The 14,871-nt window shown below is 73.6% G+C and carries 14 protein-coding genes; 10 read left to right on the plus strand and 4 right to left on the minus strand.

Features of this window, described 5'->3' with window-relative positions:
• The first annotated feature begins 247 nt into the window (after window positions 1–247).
• On the plus strand, window positions 248–1,234 hold the full coding sequence (locus tag K4G64_RS23135; RefSeq protein WP_221757933.1) for a fibronectin type III domain-containing protein: 987 nt from the start codon (window positions 248–250) through the stop codon (window positions 1,232–1,234).
• Window positions 1,235–1,437: 203 nt separating this feature from the next.
• Complete coding sequence (locus tag K4G64_RS23140; protein ID WP_221757934.1) at window positions 1,438–1,977, plus strand: hypothetical protein; 540 nt, start codon at window positions 1,438–1,440, stop codon at window positions 1,975–1,977.
• Between the two features lie 177 nt (window positions 1,978–2,154).
• On the opposite strand, the gene K4G64_RS23145 is transcribed toward K4G64_RS23140, so the two are convergent.
• Both K4G64_RS23145 and K4G64_RS23150 read right to left on the minus strand, forming a co-directional pair.
• The gene (locus K4G64_RS23145) at window positions 2,155–2,715 is read right to left on the minus strand and encodes a PadR family transcriptional regulator (RefSeq protein WP_221757935.1); all 561 of its coding nucleotides are present in this window, start codon (window positions 2,713–2,715) and stop codon (window positions 2,155–2,157) included.
• Between the two features lie 28 nt (window positions 2,716–2,743).
• On the minus strand, window positions 2,744–4,759 hold the full coding sequence (locus K4G64_RS23150) for an NADPH-dependent 2,4-dienoyl-CoA reductase (RefSeq protein WP_221757936.1): 2,016 nt from the start codon (window positions 4,757–4,759) through the stop codon (window positions 2,744–2,746).
• 197 nt (window positions 4,760–4,956) lie between these two features.
• On the opposite strand from K4G64_RS23150, the gene K4G64_RS23155 reads away from it, so the two are divergent.
• On the plus strand, window positions 4,957–6,021 hold the full coding sequence (locus tag K4G64_RS23155) for a M20/M25/M40 family metallo-hydrolase (RefSeq protein ID WP_308122466.1): 1,065 nt from the start codon (window positions 4,957–4,959) through the stop codon (window positions 6,019–6,021).
• A 16-nt stretch (window positions 6,022–6,037) separates the two neighbouring features.
• On the opposite strand, the gene K4G64_RS23160 is transcribed toward K4G64_RS23155, so the two are convergent.
• Window positions 6,038–6,406, minus strand: coding sequence for a hypothetical protein (locus K4G64_RS23160; RefSeq protein ID WP_221757950.1), 369 nt, complete (start codon window positions 6,404–6,406; stop codon window positions 6,038–6,040).
• 250 nt (window positions 6,407–6,656) lie between these two features.
• Here K4G64_RS23160 and K4G64_RS23165 point away from each other — a divergent pair, with 250 nt between their 5' ends.
• A complete protein-coding gene (locus tag K4G64_RS23165; RefSeq protein ID WP_221757937.1) occupies window positions 6,657–8,723 on the plus strand; it encodes a SpoIIE family protein phosphatase in 2,067 nt (688 codons plus the stop codon).
• A 12-nt stretch (window positions 8,724–8,735) separates the two neighbouring features.
• Here K4G64_RS23165 and K4G64_RS23170 read toward each other — a convergent pair whose 3' ends face one another.
• Window positions 8,736–9,539, minus strand: a complete 804-nt coding sequence (locus K4G64_RS23170; protein ID WP_221757938.1) for a putative protein N(5)-glutamine methyltransferase — start codon at window positions 9,537–9,539, stop codon at window positions 8,736–8,738.
• A 234-nt stretch (window positions 9,540–9,773) separates the two neighbouring features.
• Here K4G64_RS23170 and K4G64_RS23175 point away from each other — a divergent pair, with 234 nt between their 5' ends.
• The 6 genes from K4G64_RS23175 to K4G64_RS23200 form a co-directional block, all read left to right on the plus strand.
• Window positions 9,774–10,250 (plus strand): MarR family winged helix-turn-helix transcriptional regulator, encoded by a 477-nt coding sequence (locus tag K4G64_RS23175; protein ID WP_374206439.1) that lies wholly within the window; start codon window positions 9,774–9,776, stop codon window positions 10,248–10,250.
• A gap of 85 nt (window positions 10,251–10,335) precedes the next feature.
• On the plus strand, window positions 10,336–10,941 hold the full coding sequence (locus K4G64_RS23180) for a sulfite oxidase-like oxidoreductase (RefSeq protein WP_221757940.1): 606 nt from the start codon (window positions 10,336–10,338) through the stop codon (window positions 10,939–10,941).
• 7 nt (window positions 10,942–10,948) lie between these two features.
• A complete protein-coding gene (locus K4G64_RS23185; protein WP_221757951.1) occupies window positions 10,949–11,704 on the plus strand; it encodes a ferredoxin reductase in 756 nt (251 codons plus the stop codon).
• A 200-nt stretch (window positions 11,705–11,904) separates the two neighbouring features.
• Window positions 11,905–12,486: a hypothetical protein gene (locus tag K4G64_RS23190; protein WP_221757941.1), complete on the plus strand. Its 582-nt coding sequence runs from the start codon at window positions 11,905–11,907 to the stop codon at window positions 12,484–12,486.
• A gap of 119 nt (window positions 12,487–12,605) precedes the next feature.
• Window positions 12,606–13,574, plus strand: a complete 969-nt coding sequence (locus K4G64_RS23195) for an acetylxylan esterase (protein ID WP_221757942.1) — start codon at window positions 12,606–12,608, stop codon at window positions 13,572–13,574.
• Between the two features lie 111 nt (window positions 13,575–13,685).
• Window positions 13,686–14,871 (plus strand): serine hydrolase domain-containing protein (locus K4G64_RS23200; protein ID WP_221757943.1); only part of this gene is annotated, 1,186 nt, incomplete at its 3' end.

Here is a 14,871-nt window from a genome sequence, read left to right on the forward strand (position 1 = left end):
GCATCTGCGACGACAGCGGTTCCGCGCGACAGGCCCGAACTCTCCGGTGTCCGCCAGGAGTTCGGCCGTGAGGCCTCCAGCATACGTAATTCTTCCGGGTGGTCACGCACGGCGGGGGTGACGCCCTGACGGGAACGACATCCATGGACCACCGACCCCCCTCTTGATGTGATCGCGCCAACGGCGTCATATTGGTCCGGACCATTCCTGTGAACCTGCTGGCCGACCACCCCCGGGAGGCAGTGCCGTGCGAGGACGTTCCGCTCCCCTGCCCCTCCTGCGCCGCCTGGCGCTCTGCGGGGCTCTCCTCCTGCTCGCCTCCTGCGGCTGGGCCGGAGCGGAAGAAGGGGACACCCCCGGTGTGCCCGGCGCTCCGACGGGTGTGACCGCTGCCGCGGGCAGCGCGACGAGCGTGCATGTCATGTGGAACGCGACCGCCCGGGCCGATGGCTACGAGGTGTATCGCGGCACCACGAAGGTCAAGGAAGTGCCGGGGTCACAGCACATGGTGGATGTCACCAGGCTCCGGCCCTCCACGCGGTACGTCTTCACCGTACGGGCGCGGGACGACGCCGGGCGGCTCGGGCCGCCGAGCCGCGCGGTGCCCGTGAAGACGCCCGCGGCCGCCGCGGACGACCGCACCGCGCCGACCCGCCCGGCGGCGCCCGCAGGACGGGCCGTCGGAAGCCGCGCGGTGCAGCTGTCCTGGTCCGCCTCCACGGACGACCGGGGTGTGGTGTCGTACGACATCCACCAGGGGGACACGAAGATCCACAGTGTGGGCGGGGGCCAGACGGCCACCGTGCTCACGGGACTGCGGCCCGGTACGGACTACACGTTCACCGTCCGCGCCCGGGACGCGGCCGGCAACGTCTCCCCCGCCGGCCGCGCGGTCCGCCTCACCACACCGGGCACGGACGACGGCCGCGCCACCGCCCCCACGGACTTCCGGGCGACGAGTCACCGCGAGGACGGGGCCTACCAGCTCGACCTGAGCTGGGTGCCGCCCCGCGTGGACGGTGAGGTCACCGAGTACCAGATCCATCTGGACGGCAGGCCCGCCACGTCCCTGGTGTACGGCGGCACCGCCCCGCGCGAGCGGGCCACGTACAGCTTCTACGCCGGGCGGCGCGCCGGTGTCACCCATCGGATCCGCGTCCGGGCGATGCTGCCCGACGGCACCTGGGGAGGCTTCTCGGCGGAGCGGGTGGTGACGACGGGGGCGGGGCGCTGACGTACCCGTCGGCATCGGGCGAGACGTACCCGTAGCGTCCCGCCGCGTCAGCCGGGAGAAGCAACCCGTCACCTGCACGGGGGCGCTCGGAGTGCGGAAGGGGCCCGGGGAGCTTTGGCTGACCCCGAGGCAGCACGGGCGCTCCCCGACCCTCGGCGGCGCAAGGGATGTACCGCCGACCGTGCCGCCGGAGGGCAGTCCACATGCGCAACTCATCGCCAGTTCTCCGCTCCGGCCTGACCGTGGCAGTCGCCGCGCTGCCCCTCGCCCTGGCCGCGGTGCCCGCCGTCGCGGCCCCGGGCATCTCCGTGAGCACCACGGGGTCCACGGTGTCGGTCACGACCAGCTCATGCACCCAGATCAACGGCAGCTGGGGCACCGCCTCGCTCCTCACCAGCAGTCAGGGCAGCTTCGCCCAGGGCCGCCAGGTGACGCTGTCGGGGACGTCCACGAGTCAGTCGGCCGCCTGGTCGAGTGTCTCCCCGGGCACGTACACGGTCATCGTCGTCTGCTCGGACGGCACCACCGCGGGCACGCAGTCCGTCGTGGTCTCCACCGCCCCCTCCCCCTCGCGGTCCGCGTCCCCCTCGGCGTCGCCGTCCCGCGGCGTGATGGGCGGGGTCGGCGGCAGCACGACGGACTACGGAACCGTCACGCTGGTCGCGGGCGGCACGCTCGTCGGCGCCGGCCTCCTCGGGACGGCCCTGTACCTGCGCCGGCGCAACAAGCCGTACCGGCTCTGACCCGGTACGGACGGCGGCCCGTTCTCCCGAAGCGCTCCGGGCGGACGGGCCGCCGTCATGTCGTCCGAACCGACGGGCCACCTTCACGTCGTCCGGACCGACGGGCCGCCGCCTTCGTGTCGTGAGAGCGCCGGACCGGCGCTCACCCCTCACCCGCCTCGTCCCGCCCCCCACCGGTCAGGCCGGCTCCGCCGGTCCGCCGTCCGGGAGTTCGGCGACGTCCGCCAGGGCGCGCCGGAGCCACTGGGTCCAGAAGGTCTCCAGGTCGATGCCGGCCCGCAGCACGAGGTGCCGCAGCCGGACCTCTGCGCCCTCGCGGCCGGGCGGGAAGTCGCGCTCCTCGATCTCCTCGTACTCCGCCAGCTGCCGTTCGTGCAGCTCCAGATGGCGCCGCAGATCCGCCTCCAGGCCCGCCGTGCCGACCACGGCAGCCGCCCTGAGCCGCAGCAGCAGCGCGTCGCGGTGCGGCTTGGGGTCCTGGGAGGCGGAGGTCCAGCGGGCCAGTTCGGCGCGGCCCGCCGGCAGGACCTCGTAGCTCTTTTTCTGCCCGCGGGCCGGCTGCTCGGACGGCAGTGCCCGGATGAGGCCGTCGGCCTCCAGTTTCCCCAGCTCGCGGTAGATCTGCTGGTGCGTCGCCGACCAGAAGTAGCCGATCGACCGGTCGAACCGGCGGGTCAGCTCCAGGCCCGAGGACTTCTTCTCGAGCAGGGCGGTGAGGATCGCGTGCGGGAGTGACATGGCCTCATCCTAGGGACGCGTCACCGCACTACAGGGCGGCCGCGAGCTCGGTGCCCTGCTTGATGGCGCGCTTGGCGTCCAGTTCGGCGGCCACGTCGGCGCCGCCGATGAGGTGCGTGCTGCGCCCGGCGGCGAGCAGCTCCTCGTACAGGCCGCGCCGCGGCTCCTGGCCCGTGCACAGCACGATCGTGTCGACCTCCAGGACCGTGCTCTCCTCGCCGACGGTGATGTGGAGTCCGGCGTCGTCGATCCGGTCGTAGCGCGCGCCCGGGACCATGGTGACGCCGCGGTGCTTGAGCTCGGTGCGGTGGATCCAGCCGGTGGTCTTGCCGAGGCCGGCGCCGACCTTGGAGGTCTTGCGCTGGAGCAGGTGGACGGTGCGCGGCGGCGCGGGCCGTTCGGGCGCCGCGAGACCGCCGGGGCCGCGGTAGTCGAGGTCGACACCCCACTGGCGGAAGTACGTCGCCGGGTCCTCGTGGGCCTTGTCGCCGCCGTCGGTGAGGAACTCGGCGACGTCGAAGCCGATGCCGCCCGCGCCGAGGATCGCGACCCGGTCGCCGACGGGGACGCCGTCGCGCAGGACGTCGAGGTAGCCGACGACGCTCGGGTGGTCGATGCCGGGGATCTCGGGGGTGCGCGGGGTGACGCCGGTGGCGACGACGACCTCGTCGAAGCCGTCGAGGTCCGCGACCGTGACCAGGGTGTTCAGCCGGACGTCGACGCCGTGCCAGTCGAGCTGGGTGCGGAAGTAGCGGAGCGTCTCGTCGAACTCCTGCTTGCCGGGGACCTTGCGGGCGACGTTGAGCTGGCCGCCGATCTCGCTCGCCGCGTCGAACAGTGTCACCTCGTGCCCGCGCTCGGCGGCGGAGACCGCGCAGGCGAGGCCGGCCGGTCCGGCGCCGACGACCGCGACGCGCTTGCGCAGCCGGGTCGGGGAGAGCACGAGCTCGGTCTCGTGGCAGGCGCGCGGGTTGACCAGGCAGGAGGTGATCAGGCCGCTGAAGGTGTGGTCGAGGCAGGCCTGGTTGCAGCCGATGCAGGTGTTGATCGCCTCGGGGCGGCCGGCGGCGGCCTTGGTGACGAAGTCGGGGTCGGCGAGCATCGGACGGGCCATCGACACCATGTCGGCGGCACCCTCGGCGAGCAGTTCCTCGGCGAGTTCGGGGGTGTTGATGCGGTTGGTGGTGACGAGCGGGACGGACACCTCGCCCATCAGCCGCTTGGTCACCCAGGTGTACGCGCCGCGCGGCACGGACGTCGCGATGGTGGGGATGCGGGCCTCGTGCCAGCCGATGCCGGTGTTGATGATCGTCGCCCCGGCCGCTTCGACGGCCTTGGCGAGGGTGACGACCTCGTCGAGCGTCGAGCCGCCCGGGACGAGGTCGAGCATGGAGAGCCGGTAGATGACGATGAAGTCCTCGCCGACCGCCTCGCGCACCCGGCGCACGATCTCCAGCGGGAAGCGCATGCGGTTCTCGTACGAACCACCCCAGCCGTCGGTGCGGTGGTTGGTCTGCCGGGCGATGAACTCGTTGATGAGGTAGCCCTCGGAGCCCATGATCTCGACGCCGTCGTAGCCGGCCTGCCGGGCGAGGCGGGCGGCGCGGGCATAGTCGTCGATCGTCCGCTCGATGTCGGCGTCGGTGAGCTCGCGGGGCGGGAAGGGGCTGATCGGCGCCTGGACCGGGCTCGGCGCGACGAGGTCCTTGTGGTAGGCGTACCGGCCGAAGTGCAGGATCTGCATCGCGATCCGCCCGCCCTCGCGGTGCACGGCGTCGGTGATGACCCGGTGCTGCTCGGCCTCTTCCTCGGTGGTGAGCTTGGCGCCGCCCTCGTAGGGCCGTCCCTCGTCGTTGGGGGCGATGCCGCCGGTGACGATCAGGCCCACTCCCCCGCGGGCCCGGGCGGCGTAGAAGGCGGCCATGCGCGCGAAGCCGCCCTCAGCCTCCTCCAGGCCGACGTGCATGGAGCCCATGAGGACCCGGTTGGGCAGGGTCGTGAAGCCCAGGTCGAGGGGGGTCAGCAGGTGCGGGTAACGGCTCATCGGGCCCTCCGTGCGCGGTGTCGTGCCTGTAGTTGTAGAGGACTACCGGCTGTTTATGCAACTAGTTGCACAAGGTGATGGAGGGCACAGTAGGGCCATGACCAGGGACCTTGGGCCGCTGACCGCCGTGGTGGATCTCGCGGCTGATCCGCCGCCCGAGCCGGGCCGGCCTCGACGACCACGCACCCGTTCTGGCGGTGCTGGAGGACTGGCTCGCCGCCCGCCGGCTGCCGTGCCGCAGGCTGTACGACGACGCTCGCCGCCCGGTCGCGCTGCTGGTGGAGATCGCCGGCGGCCGGCCCGGGCATTGGTGGGCACTGGACGCCTGCGTGGACACCGCGCCGTTCGGTGACGAGAGCGCCTGGTCCTTCCCGCCCACCGCCGGAGACGTCGTCGAGGGTCGGCTGCGCGGCAGAGGCGCGGCCGACTCGAAGCTCGCCGCCGCCCTGTTCTGCCAGATCGCCGCCGAGCTGCACGGCCGGGCCGGTGAACTGCGCGGCGGGCTCGCGGTGCTGCTCGACGCCGATGAGCACACGGGGGACTTCGGGGGTGCCCGGGCCTATCTCGCCGACCCGGACGCGGTCCGCCCGGCCGGAGTGATGATCGGCTACCCCGGGCTCGACGAGGTCGTGGTCGGCGGACGCGGGCTGTGGCGGGCCGGGATCGCCGTGCACGGGACCTCAGGGCATTCGGGGTCGCGCCGCGCGGTGGTCGGTGCGGTCTCGCGGGCCGCGCACCTCGTCAGGCTACTGGACGCGGCCCCGCTGCCCGGGGCGGCCGGGGCGTTCCCGTTGCCGCCGAAACTGACGGTGACCTACTGCCACGGCGGGGAGGGCTTCTCCGCCGTGCCGGACCGGTGCGAGATCGGCGTGGACGTCCGCACCACACCGGGCTTCGGCGCCCGCGCCGCGCAGGACCTGGTCCGGGCGGCGGTCGGCGAGCTGGACGCCGCGCTGCCCGCCCCGCGGCCGACCGAGGTGACGGCGGTGGCGTCCTGGCCGCCGTACCGGCTGGCCGAGGACGAGCAGCCGGCCGCCGCGCTGCTGGGCGCCGCGGCCGGGCAGGGCCTCACGGTGCGGGCCAGGACGGCGGGTCCGTCCAACATCGGCAACCTGCTGGCCGCCGAGGGTATCCCCGCCACGGCCGGCTTCGGCCTGCGCCACGAGGGACTGCACGGCGTGGACGAGCAGGTGCACCTGGCGGACCTGCCCCTGGTGCACGCCGTCTACCGGCGGGCCGTCCTCGACCTGCTGGCGGGGTGAGGGACGCTCAGCGCGCTCACCGGCTCTGCAGCCGCACGTGCAGTTCCTTCTCCTGGTCACCGGAGACGGTGCTCAGGTCGTGCACGTCGAACAGCGAGTCCAGGGTCGTGCGGAACCGTTCGATCGCCCAGTAGCCGCCGTGCAGGTCGGCCTCGACGGAGGACGCCAGGTGCACCGGCCGGGAGCCCTCGTGCTCATCGGCGACGTCGAAGGTGCCCAGCCACACGGTCGGGCGGGTCTCGTGCAGTTCCTCGGGCACGTCGTCGGCGCACCGGTCGGACTCGAAGCAGGAGCACAGTGCGTCGAACACGATCCGGGCGTCGTGCTTGCTGCACCCGCTGATCTCCACCGAGACGGAGTGGGGGTGCGGTCGCTCGTGGTTCATCACCATCGTGATCGCTCCTTACGTGGCCACCGGATGCCGGATCCGCCCCTACCCCAGCAAAGCACCACCTTCCGGCGAGCACTACCGGCGACGCCGTTCTCCCGGTGTCGGTTTTGCGGGGCGGCCCACGCCGGGTTGGGAGATGGTGGAAGGTGACGGAAGGGGCCTTCGGGAAACGGCTCCGCGCGGTACAACATGGGGTGTCGGCACACGACGGCGTGCCGCGAGGACGGCGAAGGCGGGGCGTGGGATGAGTGCAGCCGGGTCTCCCGAGTCCGGGGGCGGCGGTCCGGCGCGCCCGAGCGGTCTGCTCGACGTGCTGCGCGTGGCCTCGGTGGTCCTGGACGCCGAGGGCCGCATCGTGCTGTGGAGTCCGCAGGCCGAGGAACTCTTCGGGTACGAGGCGCAGGAGGCGCTCGGGCAGTACGCCGCCCGCATCATGGTCCACGAGCAGCACGTCGATCTCGTGGTCAAACTGTTCGCCGACGTCATGGGCACCGGGCAGAGCTGGGCCGGGGCCTTCCCGGTCCGCTGCAAGGACGGCAGCACGCGGCTGGTGGAGTTCCGCAACATGCGGCTGCTGGACGACCAGGGCGACGTGTACGCGCTGGGGCTGTGCGCCGACCAGACGACCGTGCACCGGCTGGAGCGGGAGGTGGCGCTGTCGACGCGGATGATCGCGCAGTCCCCGATCGGGCTGGCCGTGCTGGACACCGACCTGCGGTACGTCTCGGTCAACCGGGCGCTGGAGGAGATCAACGGCGTGCCGGCCGAGGAGCACCTGGGCCGCACGGTCCGCGAGGTGGTGCCGCGGATGGACGTCGACGCCCTGGAGACCGCCGCGCGACGGGTGCTGGAGACCGGCACGCCGGTCGTCGACCAGTCCACGATCGGCCGTACCCACGCCGACCCGCACCAGGACCACGCCTGGTCGGTCTCGCTGTACCGGCTGGAGAACGCCTTCGGGACCGTGCTGGGCGTGGCCGTCTCGATCGTCGACGTGACCGAGCAGTACCGGGCGGGCATCGAGGCCGAGGCCGCGCGGCGGCGCCTGGCCCTGATCGCCGACGCCTCAGGCCGGATCGGCACCACGCTGGACCTGGACCGCACGGCCGGCGAGCTGGCCGAGGTGGCCGTGCCGGAGCTCGCCGACATCGCTGCCGTCGACCTGCTGGACGCGGTGGTGCAGGGCCGGCGCACGAGCCTCGGCCCCGCCGAGTCGGCCGCGTTCCGCGCGCTTGCGGTGCAGGGCTACGACTCCGCGGAGGCCCTGGAGGCGGCCGACCCGCCCGGGCAGGTCGCCCGGTACGCCCCCGACCGGCTCGTCACCCAGTGCGTGCGTACCGCGAGCCCCGTGATGCTGCCGGAGGTCAAGGACGGGGACCTGGACCGCATCGCCCGTTCCTCCGAGGCGGCCGAGCTGCTGGGGCGGGCCGGGGTGCACTCGTATCTGGCGGTGCCGCTGATCGCGCGGGGCGAGGTGCTGGGGGCCCTGGACCTCAAGCGCACCCGCAATCCGCTGCCGTTCAGTGAGGACGACCTGCTGCTGGCGCGTGAGCTGGCCGCCCGGGCCGCCGTGCAGATCGACAACGCCCGCTGGTACCAGAGCGCCCGCGAGACCGCGCTCACCCTCCAGCGCAGCCTGCTGCCCAGCCATCCGCCGGTGACGGGCGGGCTGGAGGTCGCCTCCCGCTACCAGCCGGCCGGGGCCACGAGCGAGGTCGGCGGCGACTGGTTCGACGTGATCCCGCTGGACGGCGGCAAGACGGCGCTCGTCGTGGGCGACGTGATGGGCAGCGGCATTCCCGCGGCGGCGGCCATGGGGCGGCTGCGCACCGCGACCAACACCCTCGCCTCCCTCGATCTCGATCCGCATGTCCTCCTGGAACACCTCGACAAGATCACCGCGGGCCTGGAACAGTCGATCGCCACCTGCGTCTACGCCGTTCACGACCCACATCTGAGGCAGTGCCGGATCGCCAACGCCGGGCATCTGCCGCCGGTGCGGGTCCGGCCCGGTCGTGCGCCGGAGCTGCTCGACCTGCCGACCGGGGTGCCGCTCGGCGTGGGCGGGGTCGCCTTCTCCACGACCACCGTCGACCTCGAGCCCGGTGACCGGCTGGTGCTCTACACCGACGGCCTCGTCGAGACCCGGCGCGACCCCCTCGACGACCGGCTCGACACGTTGCTGTCGCTGCTGGACGGACCGGACCGGCCGCTGGAGGACGTCTGCGACCTGCTGCTGCGCACGCTGCACGAGCCGGACAACTTCGACGACGTGGCCCTGCTCATCGCGCGGGCGACCGCCCCGGAGTGAGGGCCCGGGGGCCTACGGTCTGACGCCGGTCACCACGTGCGCGTACAGCTCCTGCGACACGGCCGAGTGCGCCGTCAGGCCGTTGCGTTCGAGGGCGTCGACGGCGGCCGGGGCCTGGTGCCGGCTGGTCTCCACCAGGACGCAGCCGCCCGGGGCGAGCCAGCGGGGCGCCTCGGCCGCGACCCGGCGCAGCACATCGAGGCCGTCCGGGCCGCCGTCGAGGGCGACGAGCGGCTCGTGGTCGCGGGCCTCCTGCGGCAGCAGGCCGATCTCGTCGCTCGGCACGTACGGCACGTTGGCCGCGAGGATGCCGACGCGGCCGCGCAGCGCGCCGGGCAGTGCCTCGAACAGATCGCCCTGGTGGACCTGACCGCCGACGGCGGCGACGTTGCCGCGGGCGCACCGCACGGCGGCCGGGTCGATGTCGGTGGCGTGCAGCTCGACACGGCCGAGCGCGGCGGCCAGTGCCGCTCCCACGGCACCCGACCCGCAGCACAGGTCCACGACGACGGCGGCCCCGGGCGCCCGCTCCAGGGCCTGCTCCACCAGGAACTCGGTGCGCCGGCGGGGCACGAACACACCCGGCGCGACGGCGATGCGCAGGCCCCGGAACTCGGCCCAGCCGACGACGAGTTCGAGGGGCAGACCGGCGACGCGGCGCTCGACCATGGCGGCGGCCTCGGCCGGGGTACGGGCGGTGGCGAGGATCATCTCGGCCTCGTCCTCGGCGAAGACGCACCCCGCGGTACGCAGGGCGGCGACGACGGAGTCACGGGAGGACGGTGCGGAAGGGGGGACGGCAGACACAGACGGCATGGAAGCCCAGAGCCTTTCGGGAACCGAAGGGCGCTCCGGCGATCGCCTACGACCGGCGGTCCGCGCGACGTCGAGAGGAGAGCACCCGAGCTGACACAGCGGTAATGGGTCTCACCTCCTCGGCTTCCGGCGGCAGGGCCCCTGCCCGGCCGGACGGCAACCCTACCCCGACGGGCGGGCCGAGGGGTACGGCGACGGGGACGCCGCCCGGCCGAGTAGTTGGGTTGTGCAACCATGGAGGGAGCCGAGCAGCACCGTGGTGAGGGAGGCCCCGTGCACACCGCCGACGCCGTCGAGACCATCCAGCGGGAGATGACGGTCTTCGCCCGCCGCGCTCGGGCCGCCGCGGGCCGGATGCACCCCGAGCTGTCGCTGGTGTCGTACACGCTGCTCGGGCATCTGGAGGAGGTCGGCGGCTGCCGGGCCACCGACCTGGCCGCCCACTACGCCCTGGACAAGTCCACCGTCAGCCGTCAGGTGACCGCCCTGGAGCGCGCCGGCCTCATCGAGCGCCGCCCCGACGCGACGGACCAGCGCGTCCAGGTGCTGCACCTGACGCGGGCCGGGCGGCACATCCTGGCCCAGGTCACCGAGAGCCGGCGGGCGGCGTTCCGGGAGCGCCTGGCCGACTGGTCTGCGGAGGACCTGAGCCGGTTCGCCGAGTACCTCGTGCGCTACAACGCCCGGCCGGGCCCCGGCCGGGAGGAGTAGCCCGCACGCCCCGTACGGTTGAATACGCAATCACTGATCATCCGGTCCGGCGGGCACCGCCGGCCCGGCCCGGAGGCACCACCGCATGCACATCACCCGAGGCTTCACCGGGCGCCCGCGCGTCGCCGACCCCGGCCTGCCGCCCGGCCAGTACGACGCGGGCGACGACTGGCCCGTCCTGTCCGCCGAGGTCACCCCCGAGCTGGCGGCGGCCGACTGGACCTTCCGCGTCGACGGGCTGGTGGCCGAACCCCGTACCTGGGACTGGGAGGAGGCGCACCGGCTGCCCCCGTCGGCGTACGAGGGCGCCATCCACTGTGTGACCAGCTGGTCGAAGTTCGGGCTGCGGTTCGCGGGAGTGTCCCTGGACGCGTTCCTGGACGTGGTCCGGCCCCATGGGTCGGCCACCCATGCCGTCGCCTACTCGCACACCGGCTACACCGCGAGCCTGCCGCTGGCCGACCTGACCGGTGGGCGCGCCTGGATCGCGTGGGAGTACGACGGCAGGCCCCTCGCCCCCGAGCACGGCGGCCCGGCGCGGCTGGTGGTGCCGCACCTGTACTTCTGGAAGAGCGCCAAGTGGATCGCGGGGCTGCGGATCCTCGACCACGACGAGCCGGGCTTCTGGGAGCAGAACGGCTATCACGAGCGGGGCAACCCGTGGGAGGAGCAGAGGTACTCCGGTGACTGAGACAGCCGTGACAGGGACCTTCGTGCCTCCGACGCGGCTCGCCGTGCCCGGGCGCATCGCCGTGAGCGAGCAGGCCGCCTCCGAGTGGCAGACCGCCACGGTCACCGAGATCCGCCGCGAGACCCCCCGCGCCGCCACGTTCCGGCTCGCCGTGCCCGGCTGGCCGGGCCATCTGCCGGGCCAGCACCTGATGGTGCGGCTGACCGCCGAGGACGGCTACGCCGCCCAGCGGCACTACTCGATCGCGTCCGCGCCGGACGACTCCGGGCATGTCGAGCTGACCCTGGATCATGTCGAGGGCGGCGAGGTCTCGGGCTGGTTCCACACCGTCGCCCGGCCCGGCGACCGGCTCGAGGTGCGGGGCCCGGTCAGCGGCTTCTTCGCCTGGCCGGGCGACCGGCCCGCGCTGCTCGTCGGCGCCGGCTCCGGCGTCGTACCGCTGATGTCGATGGTCCGGCACCACCGGGCACGGAACCTGACCGTGCCGCTGCCGCTGCTGGTGTCCGCGCGCAGCCCCGAGGAGCTCGTCTACGCCCAGGAGTTGGGTGCGGAGACCACACCTGTCTACACGCGGAGCGCGCCCGCCGGGGTGGCGGTCGGACGTATGGCGGCCGCACATGTGGCGCCGCTCCTGGCCGAGCAGCCCCCCGGTGGGTGGGAGGCCTATGTGTGCGGCTCCAACTCCTTCGCCGAGCACGCGTCCCGGCTGCTCGTGACGGCCGGTCAGCCGGTGCACCGGATCCGCATCGAGCGTTTCGGCTGACCCCGGTTTCGCCGCGGCCGCCCCGGGCACCCAGCCGCGGGCCGGCTCCTGCCGTGGATGCGGCCCTGGAGCGATCGCTGTGCGCCGGGGGGGACCCCGTCCATGAAGGCACTCGCACGCGTGGGGTGACACGGAAGGAGCGGCGGCGCACCGCACGGCCGGTCCGGCCCTCCGGCCGCGGTGACGGCGAGGAGGTGGACATGCGTACCCGGGTGCGCGGCCGGCGTTGGCGGCGCAGTCCGCTGCGGCGCCGGTCGGATGTCGTTGAAGCGTGGACGCTGCTGGTGGTGGCCGTCCTCATCCTCGTGGGCGCGCCCCTGGCCGGGGCGGCCGCCGCCTGGTGGGCCCATGGCGAGGCGCGGTCGGTGGCGGCGGAGCAGCGGGCCGAGCGGCATCGCGTACGCGCCGAGGTGGTCGCCACCACCGATTCGCTGCCGTCGGGGCGGGCCAGCGGTCAGCACGCGTACCGGGCGACCGTGCGCTGGACCGAGCCGGACGGAACCCGGCGCACCGCGACGACGCGGGTCCCCGCGGACACCGAGCGGGGCGAGACCGTGGACGCCTGGTTCGACGACCGGGGACGGAGTGTGCTGCCGCCGGTGGACGGCTCGGCGGTCTGGCAGCACACCCTCACCGTCGGCACCTGCGCCGCGGGCGGTGCGGTGCTCGTGGTGGTCTTCGGCCACTCCTTGGTGCGCCGGGTCGCACTGCGGCGCCGGATGGCGGAGTGGGACCGGGCGTGGGCCCGTACGGAACCGGAGTGGACGCACCGCCGCGCCTGAGCGGCGAACAGCGGATCGGAGCCGGACCGGCACACATCCCTGGCCGCTCCTCCGACCACCCACGTAGTGTGATCATCCGCATTTCCTCTGTAGCTGCTCCTCACCCAAGGCGGTCCGGCATGGCCCTGTTCGACCTCCCTCTCGACGAACTCCGCGAGTACCGCAGCGCTTCCACCGAGCCCGAGGACTTCGACACGTTCTGGTCCAAGACCCTCCAGGAGGCGCGCGTTCACGATCTGGACGCCCGCTTCGAACCGGTCGACACGGGCCTGTCCACCGTCGAGGTGTTCGACGTGACGTACGCCGGTTTCGGCGGGCACCCGGTCAAGGGCTGGCTGATACTCCCGGCCGGGGCGGAGGAACCGCTGCCGCTGGTCGTGGAGTTCATCGGCTACGGCGGCGGGCGCGGGCTGCCGCACGAGCACCTGCTGTGGGCGTCCTCGGGCCGGGCGCACTTCGTGATGGACACCCGCGGGCAGGGCAGCGCCTGGGGCGGGGGCGGCGGCACGGCGGACCCGGTGGGCGGGGCGCCCGCGTACCCCGGTTTCATGACCCGCGGCATCGACGCCCCGGAGAACTACTACTACCGCCGGGTCTACACGGACGCGGTGCGTGCCGTGGAGGCGGCCCGCTCGCATCCCCTCACCGACCCGGCACGCACGGTGGCCGTCGGTTCCAGCCAGGGCGGCGGCATCACCATCGCGGTGGGCGGCCTGGTCCCGGACCTGGCGGGCATCGCGCCGGACGTGCCGTTCCTGTGCGACTTCCCGCGCGCGGCGACGATCACCGACCGGCACCCGTACCGGGAGATCGGCCTCTACCTCAAGACGCACCGCGGCCGCACCGAGGACGCCCTGCGCACGGTGTCCTACTTCGACGGGGTCCACTTCGCCGCCCGCGGCCGTGCCCCCGCGCTCTTCTCGGCCGCCCTGGAGGACCAGACCTGCCCGCCCTCGACCGTCTTCGCGGCCTTCAACGCCTGGGACCACGAGGACAAGTCGATCGAGGTCTACGACTTCAACGACCACGAGGGCGGCGGCCCCTACCAGCAGGCGGCCAAGCTGCGCTGGATGCGCTCGTACATCTGATCCGGCCGTTCACCGCCGACGACCTTCCACCCGGTCCGACCCGTCGGTACGTTCATCGCGCCCGGGCCGCGACGCGGTGTCCCGGGCCCGGGACGGTCGGCGGAGGGGCTCATGTCCGAGAACGAGACACAGGTGCACGGTCACTGCGACGCGCGGTTCGCCGCGGTTCGCGAGGCGTTCGAGGAGAACTTCCGGGAGCGGGGCGAACTGGGCGCCGCGGTGGCCGTCACCGTCGGCGGCGAGACCGTGGTGGATCTGTGGGGCGGCTGGGCGGACGCGGCCCGCTCCCGGCCGTGGGAGCGGGACACCCTGGTCAACGTGTGGTCCACGACCAAGGGTCCGGTGGCGCTGTGCGCGCACATCCTCGCCGACCGGGGGCTGCTGGACCTGGACGCGCCGGTGGCCGTGTACTGGCCCGAGTTCGCCGCGGCGGGCAAGGACAAGGTCCTCGTACGGCATCTGCTGTCCCACCGCGCCGGTCTGGCCGGCCTGCGGGAGCCGCACTCGCTGGAGCAGCTCTGCGACTGGGAGCTGACCACGCAGCGGCTCGCGGCGACCGAGCCCTGGTGGGAACCGGGCACGCGGTCCGGCTACCACGCGCTGACCTACGGTCATCTGGTCGGCGAGGTCGTACGGCGGGTGTCGGGGCTGCGGCCGGGCGCCTTCCTGGCACGGGAGGTGACGGGGCCGCTCGGCATCGACTTCCGCATCGGCCTGCCGGAGCGGGACCACGGCCGAGCTGCCGAGCTGGTCCAGCCGGCGGTCACCGCGAGCAGTGAACAGGCAACGGTCTTCGCCCAGTTGGTGCCCGCTGCCGTCGCCGCGCTGACCAACCCGGCGGTGTCCGCCGCCGGGGCCAACACCCCCGGGTGGCGGGCCGCCGAGATACCGGCGGCGAACGGGCACGGCACCGCGCGGGCGGTCGCCGCGCTGTACGGCGTCTTCGCGGGGCGCGGTGCCCACGGAGGCCACCGTCTGCTGTCCCCCGAGTCCGCCGAGCGGGTGCGCGAGGGGCAGGGCGGCTGCCGGGACCTGGTGCTCGGCGCCGGCTTCGAGCACGAGACGGAGGTGGGGCTCGGGCTCTGGCTCAGCGGCCCCGACGGCTCGTACGGACCCAACCCCCGCGCTTTCGGTCACGACGGCTTCGGCGGCTCCTGCGGACTCGCCGACCCGGAGGCAGGGGTGTCCCTCGGCTATGTGATGAACCGGATGGGGCCCCGTATCGCCAACGACCCGCGGAAGACGGCCCTGGTCGAGGCCCAGGGCGGTCTTCCGCGGGTCGTTGGCGATACGGGGC

The sequence above is a fragment of the Streptomyces sp. WAC04114 genome, assembly GCF_019733245.1.
GTDB classification, from domain to species: Bacteria; Actinomycetota; Actinomycetes; order Streptomycetales; family Streptomycetaceae; genus Streptomyces; species Streptomyces massasporeus_A.